The sequence below is a fragment of the Mycobacterium sp. NGS61 genome, assembly GCF_059812325.1.
In genome coordinates this window covers 1-18,096 of record NZ_JCALCL010000015.1, presented here as the reverse complement: position 1 = coordinate 18,096, position 18,096 = coordinate 1, and the positions used below count along the sequence as shown (strand labels likewise).

The 18,096-nt window shown below is 66.6% G+C and carries 16 protein-coding genes and 1 pseudogene; 5 read left to right on the top strand and 12 right to left on the bottom strand.

Annotation, left to right across the window (positions count from 1 at the left end; translation table 11 throughout):
- Positions 1-30: 30 nt before the first annotated feature.
- A complete protein-coding gene (locus AC5Y3Z_RS23085) occupies positions 31-870 on the bottom strand; it encodes an alpha/beta hydrolase (RefSeq protein WP_473138893.1) in 840 nt (279 codons plus the stop codon).
- 72 nt (positions 871-942) lie between these two features.
- On the opposite strand from AC5Y3Z_RS23085, the gene AC5Y3Z_RS23080 reads away from it, so the two are divergent.
- The 5 genes and pseudogenes from AC5Y3Z_RS23080 (at position 943) to AC5Y3Z_RS23060 (ending at position 6,777) form a co-directional block, all read left to right on the top strand.
- On the top strand, positions 943-1,932 hold the full coding sequence (locus AC5Y3Z_RS23080) for a sigma-70 family RNA polymerase sigma factor (RefSeq protein ID WP_473138892.1): 990 nt from the start codon (positions 943-945) through the stop codon (positions 1,930-1,932).
- Positions 1,929-3,347: an alpha/beta hydrolase domain-containing protein gene (locus AC5Y3Z_RS23075; protein ID WP_473138891.1), complete on the top strand. Its 1,419-nt coding sequence runs from the start codon at positions 1,929-1,931 to the stop codon at positions 3,345-3,347. Before AC5Y3Z_RS23080 ends, AC5Y3Z_RS23075 begins: the two co-directional genes overlap by 4 nt.
- A gap of 55 nt (positions 3,348-3,402) precedes the next feature.
- Positions 3,403-4,128, top strand: coding sequence for a pirin family protein (locus AC5Y3Z_RS23070; RefSeq protein ID WP_473138890.1), 726 nt, complete (start codon positions 3,403-3,405; stop codon positions 4,126-4,128).
- 45 nt (positions 4,129-4,173) lie between these two features.
- Positions 4,174-5,583, top strand: coding sequence for a YhgE/Pip domain-containing protein (locus tag AC5Y3Z_RS23065; protein WP_473138889.1), 1,410 nt, complete (start codon positions 4,174-4,176; stop codon positions 5,581-5,583).
- Between the two features lie 71 nt (positions 5,584-5,654).
- A pseudogene (locus AC5Y3Z_RS23060) lies at positions 5,655-6,777 on the top strand (phosphodiester glycosidase family protein).
- Here the strand turns inward: AC5Y3Z_RS23060 and AC5Y3Z_RS23055 are convergent.
- The 11 genes from AC5Y3Z_RS23055 to AC5Y3Z_RS23005 form a co-directional block, all read right to left on the bottom strand.
- Positions 6,770-7,453, bottom strand: a complete 684-nt coding sequence (locus AC5Y3Z_RS23055; RefSeq protein WP_473138888.1) for a YoaK family protein — start codon at positions 7,451-7,453, stop codon at positions 6,770-6,772. The pseudogene AC5Y3Z_RS23060 and the gene AC5Y3Z_RS23055 overlap by 8 nt on opposite strands.
- Before the next feature lie 9 nt (positions 7,454-7,462).
- Entirely contained in the window at positions 7,463-8,194 is a 732-nt protein-coding gene (locus AC5Y3Z_RS23050; RefSeq protein WP_463827960.1) for a mammalian cell entry protein, read from the bottom strand.
- Positions 8,161-8,712: an Rv1363c family protein gene (locus tag AC5Y3Z_RS23045; RefSeq protein ID WP_463827959.1), complete on the bottom strand. Its 552-nt coding sequence runs from the start codon at positions 8,710-8,712 to the stop codon at positions 8,161-8,163. The genes AC5Y3Z_RS23050 and AC5Y3Z_RS23045 overlap by 34 nt, the downstream gene beginning before the upstream one ends.
- A complete protein-coding gene (locus tag AC5Y3Z_RS23040; protein ID WP_463827958.1) occupies positions 8,709-9,686 on the bottom strand; it encodes an RDD family protein in 978 nt (325 codons plus the stop codon). Before AC5Y3Z_RS23040 ends, AC5Y3Z_RS23045 begins: the two co-directional genes overlap by 4 nt.
- Positions 9,683-10,402, bottom strand: coding sequence for an Rv1363c family protein (locus AC5Y3Z_RS23035; RefSeq protein ID WP_473138887.1), 720 nt, complete (start codon positions 10,400-10,402; stop codon positions 9,683-9,685). Before AC5Y3Z_RS23035 ends, AC5Y3Z_RS23040 begins: the two co-directional genes overlap by 4 nt.
- Complete coding sequence (locus AC5Y3Z_RS23030; RefSeq protein ID WP_473138886.1) at positions 10,372-11,931, bottom strand: MCE family protein; 1,560 nt, start codon at positions 11,929-11,931, stop codon at positions 10,372-10,374. The genes AC5Y3Z_RS23035 and AC5Y3Z_RS23030 overlap by 31 nt, the downstream gene beginning before the upstream one ends.
- A complete protein-coding gene (locus AC5Y3Z_RS23025) occupies positions 11,925-13,097 on the bottom strand; it encodes a virulence factor Mce family protein (protein WP_473138885.1) in 1,173 nt (390 codons plus the stop codon). The genes AC5Y3Z_RS23030 and AC5Y3Z_RS23025 overlap by 7 nt, the downstream gene beginning before the upstream one ends.
- A complete protein-coding gene (locus AC5Y3Z_RS23020) occupies positions 13,094-14,707 on the bottom strand; it encodes a virulence factor Mce family protein (RefSeq protein WP_473138884.1) in 1,614 nt (537 codons plus the stop codon). The genes AC5Y3Z_RS23025 and AC5Y3Z_RS23020 overlap by 4 nt, the downstream gene beginning before the upstream one ends.
- Entirely contained in the window at positions 14,704-16,266 is a 1,563-nt protein-coding gene (locus AC5Y3Z_RS23015; protein WP_463827953.1) for a virulence factor Mce family protein, read from the bottom strand. The genes AC5Y3Z_RS23020 and AC5Y3Z_RS23015 overlap by 4 nt, the downstream gene beginning before the upstream one ends.
- Positions 16,263-17,303: a virulence factor Mce family protein gene (locus AC5Y3Z_RS23010; protein ID WP_463827952.1), complete on the bottom strand. Its 1,041-nt coding sequence runs from the start codon at positions 17,301-17,303 to the stop codon at positions 16,263-16,265. Before AC5Y3Z_RS23010 ends, AC5Y3Z_RS23015 begins: the two co-directional genes overlap by 4 nt.
- The coding region (locus AC5Y3Z_RS23005) for an MCE family protein (protein ID WP_500001861.1) at positions 17,300-18,096 on the bottom strand (797 nt) is incomplete at its 5' end. The genes AC5Y3Z_RS23005 and AC5Y3Z_RS23010, both read right to left, overlap by 4 nt.

Below are 18,096 nucleotides of genomic sequence, written 5' to 3'. Positions count from 1 at the left end.
GGCCAAACTAATCCGGCGGTCCGACACGCTTCACAGCCGCAGGTTGATCCACGACACCACGTCGCCCAGCACCTGATCCCGCTCGGGCTCGTTGAAGACCTCGTGGTACAGCCCTGGGTACTCCTTGAGCTGGACATCGCCGGAACCCACGCATCTGATGACCTGTCGGCTGCCCTGGATCGGGGTCAGCCGGTCCTCGGTGCCATGCAGCACCAGCAGCGGAGCCGTCACCGCCGGCGCCCGCTGGGACATCGTCTCGCCGACCGCCAGCAACGCGCGGCCGATCCCGGCCGGGACCTTGCCGTGGTACACCAGGGGATCGTCGTAGTAGGCCTTGACCACCTCGGGGTCCCGCGAGATCGCGTCGGTGTCCAGCGGCTGCACCGGCAAGCCGGGGGCCAGCGCGCCCAGCACCTTGGCGGCCAGCGCGACCACCGCGGGCACCATCTCCTGCGCGGCTATCGCCGGGGCCGAGAGCACCATCAGGTCGTAGTTGTCGGGACGTTCCACGCCGTAGGCGAACACGATCGCGCCGCCCATGCTGTGTCCCAGCACGATGCGCTTGAGACCCGGGTATTCCCGGGTGGCGATGCCGACGAGGGTGTCCAGGTCGGCGGTGTACTCCGCGATGTTCTTCACCTGCACCCGTTTGCCGCCGGAACGGCCGTGGCCGCGATGGTCCAGGGCGTAGGTGACCAGCCCGGCCTCCCCCAACCGCGTCGTGACGTGGTCGTAGCGGCGGGCGTGTTCGCCGAATCCGTGGGCCAGGACCACTACCGCGCGCGGTGCGACATCCGGCGACCACACGTCGTAGACGATGCGCACTCCGCCGACACCGTCGAAGGTCCGTTCCGTGCGGGTGGTAGTCATTGAGGGCAGCTTAGGCGACGGAAGGCGTCTCCTGCCTATGAGTTGTCACAGCGTCTGCGTAGTCTCGACCGGGTGAGTGTGCTCACCGAAAACACGGCCGGTGGCGAGGGTGCTTCGGCCTCCGATTTCGCCGCCCACGCCGAGCCTTATCGGCGTGAACTGCTCGCACACTGCTACCGGATGACCGGCTCCCTGCACGACGCCGAGGATCTGGTGCAGGAGACCCTGCTGCGGGCCTGGAAATCCTATGACCGGTTCGAGGGCAGATCCTCGGTGCGCACCTGGCTGTACCGCATCGCCACCAACACCTGCCTGACGGCCCTGGAGGGTCAGCAGCGCCGGCCGCTGCCGACCGGGCTGGGTACCTCCAGCTCGGACCCGACGGCGGAGCTCGTCGAGCGGGCCGAGGTGCCCTGGCTGGAGCCCCTGCCGCAGGCAGACCCGCACGATCCCGCGGAGGTGGTCGGCCGGCGCGAATCGGTGCGGCTGGCGTTCGTGGCCGCCCTGCAGCACCTGTCGGCGCGGCAGCGGGCGGTGTTGCTGCTGCGGGATGTGTTGCAGTGGAAGGCCGCCGAGGTGGCCGAGGCCATCGGCACCACCACCGTCGCCGTCAACAGTCTGCTGCAGCGGGCCCGCACCCAGTTGGAAGCTGTCGGGCCCAGCACGGAAGACCGGCTCGCGGACCCCGACTCGGCCCAGGCCCAGGATCTGCTGGCCCGCTACATCGCCGCGTTCGAGTCCTACGACATCGACCAGCTGGTCGACGTGTTCACCGCCGAGGCCATCTGGGAGATGCCGCCCTACACCGGCTGGTACCGGGGCGCGCGCGACATCATCGCGCTCATTCACCAGAAATGCCCCGCCGAGCTGCCGGGTGACATGCGAATGGTCCCGTTGCTGGCCAACGGACAGCCGGCGGCGGCGATGTACCTGCGGATGGGCGAGCGGCATGTGCCGTTCCAGCTGCACGTCCTGGACATCCGCAGCGACGGTGTGTCGCATGTCGTCGCGTTTCTGGACGGGTCGTTGTTCACCACATTCGGACTGCCGGAGTCGCTGTGACAGATTCGCCTACCGCCACACCTGTGCCAGGTCAGCCGCTGCTGCTGTTGGGCGCCTTCGACATCGGCGAGGTGGGCTACGTCGCGCACGAGTTCTTCATCTCCGGCACCGCGCGGTCCTACACCCCCGAAGGCGAGCTGGACCCGGGCGGCCGGTGGACGGTAATCCCTTCGCAGACAGCGGATTACATCACCCGGATGGTGGTGCTGACTCCTGCCGATCACACCAGGTTCAACGGCTCCGTGCTGGTCGAATGGCTCAATGTCAGCGGTGGCATCGATGCGCCGGCCGTCTGGATGATGGCTCACCGCGAGGTGATCCGCGCGGGCTACGCCTACGTCATGGTCTCGGTCCAGAAGGTCGGCATCGACGGCGGAATGAATCTGCTGGGCATGGATATGTCGCTGAAAAGTCAAAGCCCGCAACGGTATGCGAGCCTGGAGCACCCCGGCGATGCGTTCGCCTACGACATCTTCTCCCAGGCCGGCCGGCTGGTCACCGACTCCGGCCCGGCCGTCCTGGACGGGCTGACCGCCGAGCACGTCATCGCCCTCGGTGAATCGCAGTCCGCGATGTTCTTGACCAGCTACATCAATGCCGTGGATCCGCTGGCTGAGGTGTACGACGGTTTTCTGGTGCACTCCCGCTTCGGCCCCGCCGCGCCGGTGGACAGCCGGTCCATTTTCGAGCTGCTCAACGCCCCCTCAACGCCGGTCAGGTTCCGGCCGGACCTGCGCGTGCCGCTCGTCACGGTCATCACCGAAACCGATCTCTTCGGCGCCACGCCGCAGGGGTACTACTTCGCCAGGCAACCCGACAACGAGCTGCTGCGGGTGTGGGAGATCGCCGGCGCCGCGCACGCCGACAATTACACGATCCAGGTCGCAGCCATCGACTCCGGGTCGGCGTCCATCGAGGACCTCGCGGCGGCCTACACCCCCACCCGCAGCCTGATGGGCCAGCAGCTCGACCACTACATCAACTTCGGGCCGCAACACCACTACGTGGTGCAGGCTGCGCTTGCCGCACTGCACAACTGGGTGCGCACCGGCGCGCCGCCGCCCAGCGCGCCATTGCTGGAGGTGCATGAGGACGACCCGCCCGCGCCGGTGCTGGACGCCCATGGCATCGCCGCGGGTGGCGTGCGCACCCCGTGGGTGGACATTCCGATCGCCCGGACGTCGGGGGTCAGCGACGACGCAAACATCATGTCGGCGATCTTCGGTTCCGGCGAACCATTCGACGAGGACACCCTGCGCCGGCTCTACCCGGGGGGCGCGCCGGATTACCTGGCCGGGTTCACCCTCGCGCTGGACGAGGCGATTCAGTCCGGTTTCATCCTGGCGGCCGATCGCGACGAGATCCTGCAACTGGCCGCCGCGACGTACCCCGGCCATCAGGACGCCCGACCGTGACCGGGCTCGATGACGCGCACGCCCGAGCCCTGCCGACCGCACGACGGTAGCGCCCGTGCCTGCCACCGTGGACATCCGGCGAGCCGTGGATCGCGCTGTCACCAGGACAGATTGGCTGCAGTCCCGGCATTCTTTCTCGTTCGGCGATCACTACGACCCCGACAACACCCACCACGGACTGCTGCTGGTCAACAACGACGACCGCGTGCAGCCGGCCACCGGATTCGACAGCCATCCACACCGGGACATGGAGATCGTCACCTGGGTACTGGACGGCGAACTCACTCACCGGGATTCGGCCGGCAACCAGGGTGTCATCTATCCCGGCCTGGCACAACGGATGTCGGCCGGCAGTGGCATTGTCCATTCGGAGAAGAACGAATCCTCTTTCAAGCCAGTGCATTTCATCCAGATGTGGATCGCGCCGGATCAGACCGGCATCACCCCCGGCCACCAGCAGGTCGATGTCGACGACCAACTGTCCCGCGGCGGTCTTCTCACCATCGCCTCGGGCATCCCCGGACACGACGGGGCCCTGACACTGCACAACCGCTCGGCCGCACTGCACGTCGCGCGGCTGGGCAGCGGCGACTCGGTGGAGCTACCCGCGGCACCGTATCTGCACGCGTTCGTCACACGCGGCGAAGTGCGACTCGAGGACGCCGGCGAACTCGCGGTCGGTGACGCCGCCCGGCTCACCGACACCTGCGGCCGGCGGTTGACCGCGCTGCGGAACTGCGAGGTGCTGGTGTGGGAGATGCACGCGAAACTGGGCGGCTGACGGTCGGTTCGAGCCGATACAGTGGGCACGACAGACAGGAGCCCCATGTCTCAGAAGCAGGCTCGGCACGCGCTGCCCAAGCCCGACCGGAACACCAAGTCCCTTCGCACGGTGCGGTTCTGGGCGGCGCCCATCGTCATCACGTTGGCGTTGCTGTCCGCGTTGTCCGCGCTGTATCTGGGCGGCATCCTGAATCCGACCACCAACCTGCGGCATTTCCCGGTCGCCGTCGTCAACCAGGACGCCGGGCCGTATGGCAAACAGGTGGTGGACGGTCTGCTGGCCAACGCGGACAAGGACAAGTTCGACGTCCGCGTCGTGACTCAGGCCGAAGCCAGACAGTTGCTCGACCGAGCCCAGGTGTACGGCGAGCTGGTCATCCCGGTGTCGTTCTCGTCGACGCTGCATGAGCTCGGCGAGAGTGCGTTGTCGCCCAGCCGCGGGCAACGGGCGACCATCACAATCTCGACCAACCCGCGGGCCGGCACCCTCGGGTCGAGCATCGCCGGTCAGGCGCTGACCCAGGTGGCGACCACGGCGAATGCCAAGATCGGCGAACGTCTTTCGGCCGAAGTCCAGGCCCAGGCCGCGGGTACGCCGCTGGCCGGCGCGACCATCCTCGCCGTGCAGAGTCCGATAGAGATCAAGTCGGCCGTGTACAACCCGCTACCCAATGGCACCGGAAACGGGTTGTCGGCCTTTTACTATGCGCTGCTGCTGTTGCTGGCCGGTTTCACCGGCAGCATCGTGGTCAGCACCCTGGTGGATTCGATGCTGGGTTACGTGCCAGCCGAATTCGGCCCGGTCTACCGCTTCGCCGAACAGGTCCGCATCTCGCGGTTCCGCACCCTGCTGATCAAGTGGATGCTGATGGTGGTGCTGGCGTTGCTGACGTCGGGGGTGTACATCGCCATCGCGCACAAGCTCGGCATGCCCATCCCGTCGGTCTGGCACCTCTGGCTCTACGGCGTGTTCGCCATCTGCGCGGTGGGCATCACGTCCAGTTCGCTGATCGCCGTGCTGGGTTCGATGGGCCTGTTGTTCAGCATGCTGATCTTTGTGATCCTGGGCCTGCCCTCGGCCGGGGCGACGGTGCCGCTGGAAGCCGTGCCGCCGTTGTTCCGCTGGCTGGCCGAGTTCGAACCTATGCACCAGGTTTTTCTGGGTGTGCGTTCGCTGCTCTACCTCGACGGCCACCCGGAAACCGGCCTGTCCCAGGCGCTGCTGATGACCGCCATCGGGCTGGTGATCGGGCTGCTGCTGGGCGGCATCGTCACACACCTGTACGACCGCAAGGGTTTTCACCGGATCCCGGGCGCGGTCGAGCTCGCGATCGCCGCGGAACATCAGGCACAGCACCAGGCGCGCACCGAGAAGGCGCGCAACGCCGAGGCCGCGCCCCCCACCGAAGACGACCCGAACGAGAAAGCCGAAACCCCAAGCGAGCAAACGTAATTCCGGCGCGGCCGAACCGTCACGCACCTGTGACATAAGTTGACAGTGTGACAGATGTGACTAATCCTGGGATGGTTCCTGTTCACCCGAACCGGGCCGAAAGGGTTTCCCGTGCTGACGCCATCTGCCGTGTTGCGCAGGCTGACGGCGAGTTGCGCCACCCTCGCGGTGTGCGTCGGCCTCGCAAGCACCGCCGGGCAACCGCTGGCCCGCGCTGCCGATGCGCGCGAGTTGCTGGAACAGGCCATCGCCACCACCAAGGGAACCTATCTGGTCTACAACTTCGGCGGCGGTCACCCGATGCCACTGCTCGACGGCTCGGGTCGCGCATACGAGATGAACAACGGCGGGCATCTGGTGATCATCAAGAGCGCGTCGTCGCGCCTGCAGCCGCACCTGCTGGTCGACAGCCACACCGGCGACCAGGCCAAGTGCGAGAACAACCCCGGCGCGCGCACCGGTGAAGGCCTCTGGCAGGCCTCGGAGACCTATGCCCCGCTGCAGGCCTGGGCCCGGATGGGACAGCCGACCGTCGCGATCAACGCGAACTTCTTCGACGTGCGCGGCCAGAAGGGCGGGTCGTGGCGCGACACCGGCTGCAGTTCGCCGCTGGGCGCCTTCGTGGACAACACCCACGGGCAGGGCCGCGCCAACCAGGCCGTCACCGGCACCGTCGCCTATCCGGGTAAACAGGGCCTCTCCGGTGGCAACGAGTCCTGGACGTCGCTGACGACGATGATCATTCCGGTCGGCGGAGCGCCATATGTGTTGCGGCCCAAGGGCAGAGAAGACTACGACCTCGCCACGCCAGTGATCCAGGATCTGCTGAACAAGAACGCGAAGTTCGTGGCGGTGGCCGGCATCGGTCTGCTGTCGCCCGGCAGCACCGGCCAGCTCAACGACGGTGGACCCAGTGCGGCGCGCACTGCGCTGGCCTACAACAAGCAGAAGGACGAGATGTACATCTTCGAGGGTGGCAACTACACCCCCGACAACATCCAGGACCTGTTCCGCGGCCTGGGCAGCGACACCGCGGTGTTGCTCGACGGTGGCGGCTCGTCGGCGATCGTGCTGCGCCGCGACACCGGCGGCATGTGGGCCGGTGCGGGGAGCCCCAAAGGCTCCTGCGACACCCGTCAGGTGCTGTGTGACTCCCACGAACGGGCACTGCCCAGCTGGCTCGCGTTCAACTAGGCCCGAACCGGAAGATCAGCATGCTGACCACGGTGATGCCTGCGGCCAGCGCGAGCACCGGAGCGACCACCAACCGCGTCAGCGTCGCACCCAGCACCGCCCCGGCGCACATCGTCAAAACCACGCTGTAGCGGAGCTTTTCGCGACTGCCGGTGCCCCCGGCCAGCCGGCTGTCCACCCCGAGGCCGACGATCGTCGACGTCAGCACCGTGGTGGTGAGCTCCTGGACGCCGAACTGGCGGGCGGTGGCATGCTGCAGTCCGTAGGCGATCGACAACCCGGCGATCAGAAACAGCTTGCTGTTGTCGTGGTAGCCGCAGACGCCGGTGCCCGCGGCGATCGACAACGCCGCCAGCAGGGCCGCTTCGGTGCCCAGCGCGGTGGTGAGCCAGGTCCTGATCCGATCGCCGAAATAACGCATCATCCTGCCCCCAAGAATGGTCCCGGCGACGAAGGACGGGAACGCAACCAGGGCCGCGGTCAGGTCCACGTTGGCGTCGGGGGCGAACCAGAAACCCAGGAAAATCACGTTGCCGGTCATGTTCGCCACGAACACGTGGCCGAGCACCAGGACACTGATCGCATCGGCCAGCCCCGTCGAGAAGGTCAGCAGCAGCAGGGCCGTGACGGTCAGCCGATGCGAGACCGGGGACGAGACAACCGCGGCGGCAGCCAACGACGACCGCTACAGGTTGGGTTTCACATCCAGCGAGGTGACGGTGTTCATCCTGGTCACCTTCCAGTGGTCGTCGACGAGCTTCATGGTGAGCAGGTACGCCAGATACTGCAGGGTCGGGATGTTCTTGGTCTTCGGGCTGGTGGTGGAGGTGTTGGTGTACACGATGACCGTGGCGTTGGGGCCGTTGAGCGACTCCACGGCCACCCCGGTGACCTCGGTGGAGTTGGTGATCTTGGTTTGCTTGCTGGGTGCGGAGATCTGATCGATCATCTTGCGGTACTGCGCCTGGAAATCACCGGTCAGGTAGTTGGACGCGCGATCGGACAGGCTGTCCATGTTCTCCGGGGTGTAGCTCCACAGCGTGGTGACCGTGTTCACCGCCGCGCGAGCCACTTTCAACTTGATGTCCACCGTAGCGCGCTCGGCGAGGTAGGGCTGCACGGTGGCTCCGGCGAACGCTGCCGACCCCACGAAGGCGGCAGCTAGCAGTGCGACCACCGCCGCGACCCACCGGCCGGGCCGCTTCTTCTTGGCAGCTTTCTCCGGAGCCGCCGGCTCGGCGCTGCCCGCCTGCGCATCTTCCGCGGTGTCGGGGGTCTGCTCAGTCTCAGCGTCAGCCTCAGCCTCAGCCTCAGCCGACGTGTCCGGCGCGGCAGTGGCTACCGTGTCGTCTGCCGTGCGAGTGTCGTCATCGGCCGCGACGGTCAGATCACCTGCAGCAGGTTGCTGATCTTCCACTGATTCCCTTCCTGCTTCGCCGTTGCCGACCAACGGTTGGTGTTCTCCAGGACCTGCTTGCCGTCCGGCGTCTTGGACGTCACGTCGGTAGCCACCAGGACGGTGACGCTGCCGTCGTCGTTCCACCGTTCCACCCCCGCCTCCAGGACCGTCCCGGTGGCGCGCTCGGCACGCGCGACCTGCAGCAGGATGTCGTTCGCCTTTTCTTCGTACTGCTTGTGGAAGTCGCCGGTCGCCTGGGCCAGAACCCGGTCGACGTAGTCGTTGGCGTGGAACGGATCGATGGACGTGAAGCCGGTCATGAACCATTTGACGTAGTTGACCGCCGATGTCTCCCGTTCGGCGGTGCGGTCCCGGCGGACGTGGTCGATCAGCATCAGGGTGGACAGTGTGACCGCGGCGACCATCAGCAACGTCGCGGCGGTCGCGACGATCCGCAGGTCCCGGCGCCGCGGCGGCACCGGCTGCGCGACCAGCAGCGACAGCTCGCCGGGCGCGAACTTGCGGCGGGGGCTCATTTGCCGCCTCCCGGCGGTTTCGGCTTGGCCAGCACGGTGAGATCGTCGACGCGCCAACGATTGTCGCGACCCTTGAAGAACTTCACCCGCACGCTGGCGGAGATGTAGCGCGTCTCCGGACCCGACCCGCGCCGGCCTTGCATGAACAGCAGCATCGTCGCGCGGTCCCCGGCAGCCGAGAGCACCGAGCTCGCCGTCACCCAGTACTCGTTGACGACCGGATGGCCCTTCTCCACCGACTGCTGCTGAGCGGCCAATTCGGGACGGTACCTGTCCGTGGTCAAGGAGAGGGCGCGGGCGAAGTCGTCGCGCAGGGTGGCCGGATCGTAGGTCAACATCTGGGCGACGAGCTTCGGCCCCTGGATGGAGATCTCGGCGCGGGTCTGGTCGATCGCGCGGGCCGGCTGATAGCTCGCCTCATAGCCCACGCCGACGGCATCCATACACACCGTGGCCGCGACGAGCAGTGCCACGACCGTCCATTGCCGCACCTTCTCGTGATGCTCGTGCGGTACCACGCGCAGCACCTCGGTACGGGTGAGCATGTCGGCGAATGTGCGGCGTTCGGAATCCCACAACGGCCACAGCCAGCCGAGCAGCAGCGCCGCCGTATCGAGCAGGTGAGCCACCTCGCGGACCAGCAACCACCACGGGCTCAGTTCGGCGCCGTCCCGCCGCGACACCGCGATACCGAACAACGCCCGGCCCAGACTCCAGCCGGTGAGCGTCGGCAGCAGCAGTCGGTTGACCAACACCGCGAGCACCACCGCGCCCAGCGCGGCGATACAGACCCACCACCAGGCGTCGCGGGCCGGCAAGGAGAAGGACACCACCGCCAGCGAGACCGCCGCCGCAAGACCCGGCAGCACATCCACCGAGAATGCGGCGGCGCGAAGGTGCCAGGGCGCCAACGCTTTCTCGGGCAGGTCCTGGGCGATCGTCGTGGTCTGGATGTCCTCGACCACCATCGTCACTTCGTCACCACTTCGAGTTTGGAGATCTTGTAGGTGCCGTCAGTCGGTTCCATCCGCACCCGCAACCGGTAGCCCGACAGTTGGTCCTGCGCCTGCGCGTTGGACACCTTGACTTGCAGAGCGACCAGGACGTCAACCGAACTGTCCGGATTGTGCCGCTCGACGGCCGCCCGCAGATTGGCCACCTTCAGGTGCACATTGGCGGCCTGGTACGCCTGGACGAGCATGCTGCTGTACAGCAGCGCCTGGGTGCGGTACTGGTCGGTTCCGCAGTCGATGATCTTCTGTTCGCTGGCGGCCATGCTGTCGGTGTCGGGGGCCTGGGTCGCAGCGACGCATTCCTTGGCGATGCGCAGTGCGGTCGCGTCGTTGCGCGCGTCGGCCTGGAAGTCTTTGTGATAGCGCAGTGCGACGTAACCGCCGGCCGCGACGGCGCCGGTGAGGATGACCAACACCGCGGCGATGCCGATCAGCCAGCCGCGATTCAGCCGCGACGGGCGCCGCTCGGGAGCCGCGTCAGCCGCATCCCGGGATCCGTCGTTCCCGTCGGTCGACTCGTCGACCGACGACACGTCTGTATCCGCGGTCTGCGCCTCAGAGTCTGTCGGGTCGCCTTTGACCAGGGATACCTTCGCATCCGTGGTCTCTGCCTGGGTACCCGGCGAATCGTCCTCGTCGATGGGGTTCAGCCGGCCGGTGCCAGCATCTCCTTCCATCCGTCGTCTCCTGTTTTGGTTGAGTTCTCGACGGAGTATGTCACCCCGTCGGGCCCTACCAGCTGACCACTCTGCGGGCTGTACACAGCGGACGGGGGCCCGCCCGGAGTGTAGACGCACGGGTTGGGCTGTTGCCCGTTGCAGTTGACCGCGCCCGTGCCGGGTCGCGTCAGCGGGTCGCTCTTCGGCGGCGGCGTCAACCCTCCCGGCGGCAGTCGGTCCGCAGGCATCGGGTTCAGGCCGTTGTTCACCGACGGCGCCGGCACCACCAGGCCGGGCTTGACCGGCTGGTCGCACCGCGCTCCCGGCGCCGGGCAGCTCAGCAGCTGGTTCGGGTCGCCGTACCAGGGGTTGGTACCCGCCGGCTCGTACGGCTTGGTGCTGCGGCACTCCCTCGGCGTGGCGGCCCGCTTGCCGGGCACGTCGACACACGGAATGTTGCGCGATCCGCGCACGCTGTTCGCCGGCGTGTCCATCGGAATCTTGCAATACGTTCCGACCGGCAAGGGTTGGTCACTGGTGTCGGCGAACGACCGCCACTGCGACGCCGGGATGAACCCGGTCAGGCACGGCGGCGGCTGGTTGATCGCCAGCGCCAGGTCCAGCGCGGCCTGGTTCGGGAACGGCGCCCCCACTGTCTGGGCGATCGAAGCGCCCTGCGGCAGGAACACCACCACCTGTTCGAGACCCTTGTGGTAGCGCTTGAGCAGGTCGAACACCACCTCGAGGTTCGCCAGGGTCTGCGGCAGCGAATCCCGCACGTCGGTGAACACCTGGTTCACCTGGTCGGCGGTCGGCGCGGCCTGGGTCAGCACGCTGCGCAGATGCTGATCTTCCGCCGCGGTCTGGGCGGCCAGCACGTTGAGGTTGCGCGACCAGCGTTCGATCGCACTACCCGAGGTCACCTGACTGTCCAGGACCGGTCCCGAGTGCTGGATGATGTCGTTGATGTCGGTGATGTTGGTGCGGAAGTCGCCCACGATCGCCTGAGTGGCGTCGACCAACCGCTGCAGCGCCGGACCCAACCCGCCTACCGCCAGTGCGGTCTCGTCGAGCAGCTGCGGGATCTTCTCCTTGGGCAACACCGCCAGCCCGCGGTTGGCGGTGTCCAGTGCCGGTCCGATCTCGCTGGGCACGGTGCCCTTGGTGATGGTCTGGCCCGCCGCGAAGAACTTCCCCGGGTTGCCGTCGGACACCAGGTCCAGATACTGCTCACCGACCGCGGAGACGGAATGCACGTTGGCCACGGCGTCGACCGGGATCTTGTAGCGACTGTCGATGCTCAACTTGGCCTCGGCGCCCTTCGCGGTCGGCACCACGTCTTCGACTTTGCCGATCGTGATGCCGCGGTACGTCACGTTGGACGTCGGGTACAGACCACCGGAGGCCGGCAACTCCGCGGTGAGTTCGTAGCGCCCGATGCCCACCAGGGTGGGGATCTGCAGGTAATAGATGCCCAGCACCGACAGTGCCACCACGGTCAGGGCCGTGAAGATCATCAGTTGGCGTTTGACAAAGGGAGTCAGCATTGGCCTCGCTCCGCCCTTTCCACCAGCGGTCCGCCTGGCGCGTCGTTCGGGTTCGACGTGTACCGAACGTCCGGGATCATCGACTCCGGGTCACGCCCGAACGACTGCTCGATCGCACGCAGCAGACCGGAGAACCCGGTACCGGTGAGCACCGCGTTGTCCACCGAGCTCAGCGTCACATCCAGCGTGGCGTTGACGTTTAAGTAGTCGCCGCGGAACACTGCCGGCACCGAGTCGATGTCGAACGGCTGGGTCAGGATGATCTTCAACGCGCCGATCAGGTACGGCGAGCCCTTGCCCAGTTCCCGCAGCGGGCACTGCAGCGATTGCAGGTCGCTGTGCAGGTCGCTGCGCGCCTCGGACAGGTACTGGTCGGTGACCCGACTCAGCCTGCCGACCGAGTCCACCGCGTTGATCAGCAGGTTCCTGGTGTCGGCGAAGTGCTTGAGCAACGGCGGGAAATCGGTCAGCACCCGTTCCAGCACGTCGTTGCGATTACCCACGTACCCGAGCAGCCGGTTCGTGGAATCGATGGCGTGGGTGATGTCGTTGCGCTGCTCGTTGAGCTGGCGGGTGAAGGTGTCGAGTTTGCCGAAGAATTCCTTGATCTGGGTGCCCCGGCCCTTGAGGATCGCGTAGACCTCGTTCTGCAGCACTTCGAGGTTGGGAATGCCGCCACCGCGCAGGATCAGGGAGACCACGGCCAGCGTCTGTTCGATGTTGGGATACACCGACGAGTTCTTCAGATCGATCCGGTCGCCGTTTTTCAGCAGTTCCTTGGACGGGTTCTCCGGGGCGAGCAACTCCACGTGCTGCGAACCCAACAAGCTGGTCTGGCCGATTTTGAGCTGGGCGTTGCGCGGCAGCTTGACGCCCTTGTTCAGGCCGAGGGTCAGCGTGGCTATCCAGTTCTTGAGCTCGATCTTGCGAATCGAACCCACCTCGACGTCGGCGACCATCACCTTGCTGTTGCCGTTGATCGCCAGGGTGTCCGGCACCTGGGCATAGACGGTGAACGCCCCTTCCCCGCTGCCCGGCGCACCGGGCAGGGCGACCTGGGAGATGCCCTTCCAACCACACGAACTCAGCATCAGTGCCGCCACCAGCAGCACCGCTGCCCGCCAGGTTCCGCGTCGGAACCTGGGCAATATCCCCGACGCGGTCACTGGCCCCCTCCTGCTTCAGCCGGCAGCGGCGCGCCGACCGGCGCATTCAACGCGGGCCCGGGAGCCGCGGGAGTCGGTGCGACCGGTCCCGGGATCACGTTGGGTCCGGGTGGTGGCGGCTGCACCGGCACCGGGGCGTTCAACGCCACCGGTGGCACCACCGGGTACTCGTCATAGGCGTTCGGCGGTCCCGGCGGGGTCTGCAGCGTGGACTGGATCGGCCCGATGTCGGGTCCGCCCATCAGCTCGGCCAGCGACTCCGGGGTCATCAGACCCGCGGTGATCGGTCCCACCTGCACGCCCTGCATGCCCGGGGCCACCACCCAACCCTGCTGGGTGTTGCGGTGTGACAACGGGGTGTCGGGCACCCAGATACCGGGCACCGTCGTGTCCTTGTACCCGGGCGGCGGCCGCAGCCGCTCTTCGGAGTAGGCGACCATCTTGGGCAACACCTCGGCGGTGTTGAAGGTGTTCAACCCGAACGGGAAGTAGTTGAACTTGATCGAGTCCAGGATCGGCGCCAGGTACTGCGCACACAGTTCCGCGGACTCCTGATATCCCAGCCGGCTACCCGCCTGCACCGAGCTGCAGATGAACTGCATCGGGTTGGCGAAGCTGGTGATCTCCGGAACGGAGACCACCGAACCGTGTGACGGGTGATAGATCTGGTTCACATTTGCTGCGGCCGTCGGCAGGACGTGCAGCGCGGTCTCCAGACCGTTCAACGATTCCGGTTGCAGCAGGGTGTTGGTTACGTCGGCCAGGTTGTTGACGTCGTGGGTCAACACCTCATGGTTCTTGTCCAGGAACGGCCGGATCGTGGTCAGCAGCTCGTCGAACTGCCGGACCGCCGCGGCCAGTGCCCCGTCGGTGCTGGCCAGCCGGCCGGTGACGTCCGCCAGGTTCTGGTTCAGCGCGACGAACTGCTTGTCGTCCTGATGCAGGGCGTTGACGAACAGCGCCAAACTCTTGACCACCGCGAAGAAGTCGGTGCGGCCCTCGTTCAGCGCCGTCAGCGCCTTGGACAGGTTGTCCAGCGTGGAGTTGAGCTGGCGGCCCTTACCCGACAAACCGTTGGCGAACGAGTTGATCACCTCGCCGAACGGGCCGGTCGGCTGCGCCTCGGTGGGGCCCAGCTTCGAGATGATGTCGGTGATGCTGTTGCGCAGGTCGTCCCACTCCACCGGCACCTGCGTGCGGCTCATCGGAATCACCGCATTGTTGGCCAGCACCGGTCCACCCTTGTACGCCGGCTCCAGCTGGATCGCCCGCGACGCCACCAGGGTGGGGTTGAGGATCATGGCGTGCGCGTCGGCCGGCACCTTGTACTGGTTCTCATAGTGGAACGTGACCTTCATCTGGTCACCGGCCGGCTCGATCTTGTCGATCCGGCCCACCTTCAGGCCCATGATCTGGACTTTGTCACCTGGATACAGCGCGTTCGCCGCGCTGAAGTAGGCCGTCACCGTGTTGTTGGTCAACTTCTGGTACAGCTTCCAGCCGACGACCGCCAGGACGAGCGCAATGATCACGGCCAACGCACCGATGATCACCGTCGCCCGGTTCATCTTCGGTAGCCGGATGTTGCGGATGTCAAAGATGGTGCTCAATTCTGGCTACCTCCCGCTGCGCCACTGCCACCGGCTCCGCCTGGATTGATGAACGGCGCCGGCAACTGGTTCCCAGGTCCGGGCTGCGCCGGCGGACCGGGTGGCAGTCCGGGTGCGAACGTCGACGGTGGTCCGACCGGTCCCGCCGGCCCCAGCGGTTCGGTGCGCGAGCCCGGCGGGCTGTTCGGCGGAATCGGCACGGGCGTCCCGGGCACATCCGGCGCCGGTTCACCCGGTCGTCCGGCGATGGGCAGACCCGGCACGTACGGCACCCCGTTCGGGTTGGGCGGCGAGGACTGTACGTCGAACGGCGCCGGGAAGCCCATCCCGCCGAACGGACCGACATTGAGCCCCATGCAGGGCAGCGGGTTCTGCGGCGTCGGGATGCCGTCGGGCGGCGGCGTGTACGAGCACGGCGATCCGGGCGGCACGGCCGGCCCCGGGTGCTCCGGGGTGCCTTCCAGCACCAGCGGTCCCGGCGGCGGCGCGCCATTGGGGAACCGGGTGCCGTTGGGGTCGGGGAACCGGTAGGCCGGGAGCCCGGCGCTGCGCCAGAAGTTCTCCGGGTCCAGGCCGCGCTTCTTGAAGGCGGCGTCGATGAACGGCTGAATGATCTGGCCCGGGACCAGGTTGTGGATGACGACCTTGAAGAACGGCCCCGATCCGATCGACTCGTTCAACGACGGGAGGAATCCACCGACCATCTGCAGGCCGTCGGCCACGTCCTGCTTGCGCTCGCGCAGCGTGTCGCTGACGATCCGCAACTGTTCCAGCACGTGGTTGAGGTTCGGGTTGTCGTTGATCAGGCCCTGCACCTGGGTGGAGAACGCGGCGACGTTGCCCAACAGGTTGTCGATCGCGCGGCCGCGATCGTTGAAGGCGGCCAGCAGCGTCTTGGCGTTGACCAGCAACCGGTCCACCTGCTGGCTGCGGTCGCCGAGCACGCTGGCCACCTGGTTGGCCTGGGCCAGCAGGTGCTTGAGCTCCTCGTCGCGCTTACCGAGGGTGTCGGAGAACTTGGACACCCCTTCCAGCGCCGGGCTCAGCTGCGGGTAGGTCTGATCGATGGTTTCCGAGAGCACGTGCAGCGACTGCTTCACGCTGTCGATCTCCCAGCCGCGGGCCGCTTTGGTGACGTCCAGGAAGGCGTCGTAGATCTGGTAGGGCGTGGTGCTCTGTCCCAGCGGCAGGACGCCGTTGGGCCGCAGCGGCTGGTTGCCGCGCGCCTCGATCTCGAGGACCTTCTTGCCGAGCAGTGTGTCGGTGCGGATCTGCAGCCGGCTCTCGGTGCCGATCTTCTCGACACCGATCGAGAACTTCATCACGATGTGGTCGCCGTCGATCTTGATGGCCTCGATCTTGCCGGCGTCCATGCCGGCGATGCGCACCTTGTCACCCTTGTTCATGCCGCCGGTGTCGGTGAACTGCCCGTAGTAGTAGGGCTTGGCCATCAACATCGGCACACTGGTGAAGCTCTGGCCGACCCCGATGACCAACAGCGTCACCAGGATGCCCATCAGCCCGATCTTCAGCCGATTGGGGGGCTCCAGCGTTCTCATTGCGGCGCGCACCTTCCTGTCGGCTGGTGGAAGAGCCGGACGGTACGAACCGGACCACCGGCCTGCAGACCGTTGATACGGAGGCTGATGTCGCAGGAATAGAAGTTCACGAAGTCGCCGTAGGACCCGATCGCACGTCCGATGTGGTTCAACGCACTGGGCACGCTGTGCAGGAAGTCGTTGAGCTGCTGACGCTGGTCGATCAGCGGCTGCTGCACCGCGTCGAGGTAGTTGACGGTCCGGTGCAACAGCGCGCGGTCCTCAGCCAGCAGATCGGCGACCGTCCCCGCAGCGTTGCTGATGTTCGCCGTCCCGCCGGCCAGTCCGTCACTGTGATCCTTCAACCCGGTGATCAGCACCTCGAGGTTGTTGACGGTCTGGTCGAAGTCCTTGCGGTGCCGGACGGTGGTGTCCAGGACCTTGTTCAGGTTGTTGATCACCTCACCGATGGCCTGGTCACGCTCGGCCAGCTGGGACGTGAGCTGCGAGGTCTGGGTCAGGATGTTGTTGATCGTGCCGCCCTGCCCCTGGAACGCCATGACCAGCTCTTTGGCGATGGTGTTCACCTTGCCCGGGTCCAGCGCCCGGAACACCGGCTTGAAACCACCGATCAACGCGTCCAGGTCCAGGGCCGGCGACGTGCGCGACAGCGGGATCAACCCGCCCGCCGACATGACCTTGTCGACACCGTCCCCTTCCCCGCGCCGCAGCTCGAGGTAGCGGTTCCCGATCAGGTCGAGGTAGCGGATCTGGGCCGTCGTCGACTGGTAGAGAGGTATGGCGCGGTCGACGTCGAAGTCCACCCGCACCCGCCGGCCGCCGTCGAGCAGCTGAATGTTCTTGACCTTGCCGATCTCCACTCCGGAGGCCCGCACGAACTGGCCCGACCGCAGCCCGCTGACGTTGCTGAACTCCGCGGAGTAACTACTTGTCCGGTCAAAGCGGATCTGACCGAACACGATGATGATCATGACGCTGAACATCAGCAGCACGAAGGCGAAGATGCTGAGCTTGACTAAAGTACCGGTGATTTTCATGGGTTGATCGTGTTGTCCCCTACTTGACGGCCCCAGACGTACTCAAGGACATAGGGCGAACCGGTTTCCAGGTGGTTGTACGGCGCGATGCTGTTTCCGCTGTCCATCACAAGTTCCGGTGCCGGCCAGAGCTGACGGGTGATCTGCTGCCAGCAACCCGGGGCACCGCCGGGGCCGCCGTGTGCGTTCACCCGCGGCAGGTTCTCCGGCCACATGTAGGGGTTCGGTGCGCCACCGACCAGCCCCGCGGCCAGCCCGCCGACCTGGGAGAGCAGCAGCGGCACCAGCGACACGGGGTTCAGCAGCGCACCCAGAGCGGAGAGGATCTCCGAGTGGGTGTTCAGCGAGTAGCCGTTGCCGCCCAGGAAGCTGCGGACCGTCGGTTCCACGTCGTGGTAGTTGCGCAACGTGCAGTACAGCTCGGGGCTGTAGGTGTCCAGCAACTCCGCCGTGGGCTTCAGGTCGTGGGCGCCGCGGGCCAGGTACGGGCCGCCGCGCTCGAAGACGTCGGCGCCGGTGTTGCCGAATCCGGCCGCCGCCAGCAGCGCCTGGTCCAGGTCCCGCTGCTGCGCGTTGATGGTTCGCGCGGTGGGCACCGCGTTGTTGAGGAAGTCCAGCAGGTCGGGCGCGGCGTTCGCGTAGGTGTCACCGAGAGCCGCCAGCCCCTGGATGTCCCGGCGAGCCTGGGGCATCTGCGGGTTGATGTCTTCAAGGATCGCGTTGCCGTTGACGATGGACTGGCCGAACCGGTCGCCCAGCCCGGTCAGCGCCTGCGCGGCCGCGCTCAGCGTCA

Excerpts from the sequence above, each read along its gene's own strand:
- AC5Y3Z_RS23035 (WP_473138887.1), bottom strand. The coding sequence starts at position 10,402 with ATGGAAGGAGATGCTGGCACCGGCCGGCTGAACCCCATCGACGAGGAC.
- AC5Y3Z_RS23015 (WP_463827953.1), bottom strand. The coding sequence starts at position 16,266 with ATGAGAACGCTGGAGCCCCCCAATCGGCTGAAGATCGGGCTGATGGGC.
- AC5Y3Z_RS23065 (WP_473138889.1), top strand. The coding sequence starts at position 4,174 with ATGTCTCAGAAGCAGGCTCGGCACGCGCTGCCCAAGCCCGACCGGAAC.
- AC5Y3Z_RS23010 (WP_463827952.1), bottom strand. The coding sequence starts at position 17,303 with ATGAAAATCACCGGTACTTTAGTCAAGCTCAGCATCTTCGCCTTCGTG.
- AC5Y3Z_RS23085 (WP_473138893.1), bottom strand. The coding sequence starts at position 870 with ATGACTACCACCCGCACGGAACGGACCTTCGACGGTGTCGGCGGAGTG.
- AC5Y3Z_RS23030 (WP_473138886.1), bottom strand. The coding sequence starts at position 11,931 with ATGCTGACTCCCTTTGTCAAACGCCAACTGATGATCTTCACGGCCCTG.
- AC5Y3Z_RS23045 (WP_463827959.1), bottom strand. The coding sequence starts at position 8,712 with ATGAGCCCCCGCCGCAAGTTCGCGCCCGGCGAGCTGTCGCTGCTGGTC.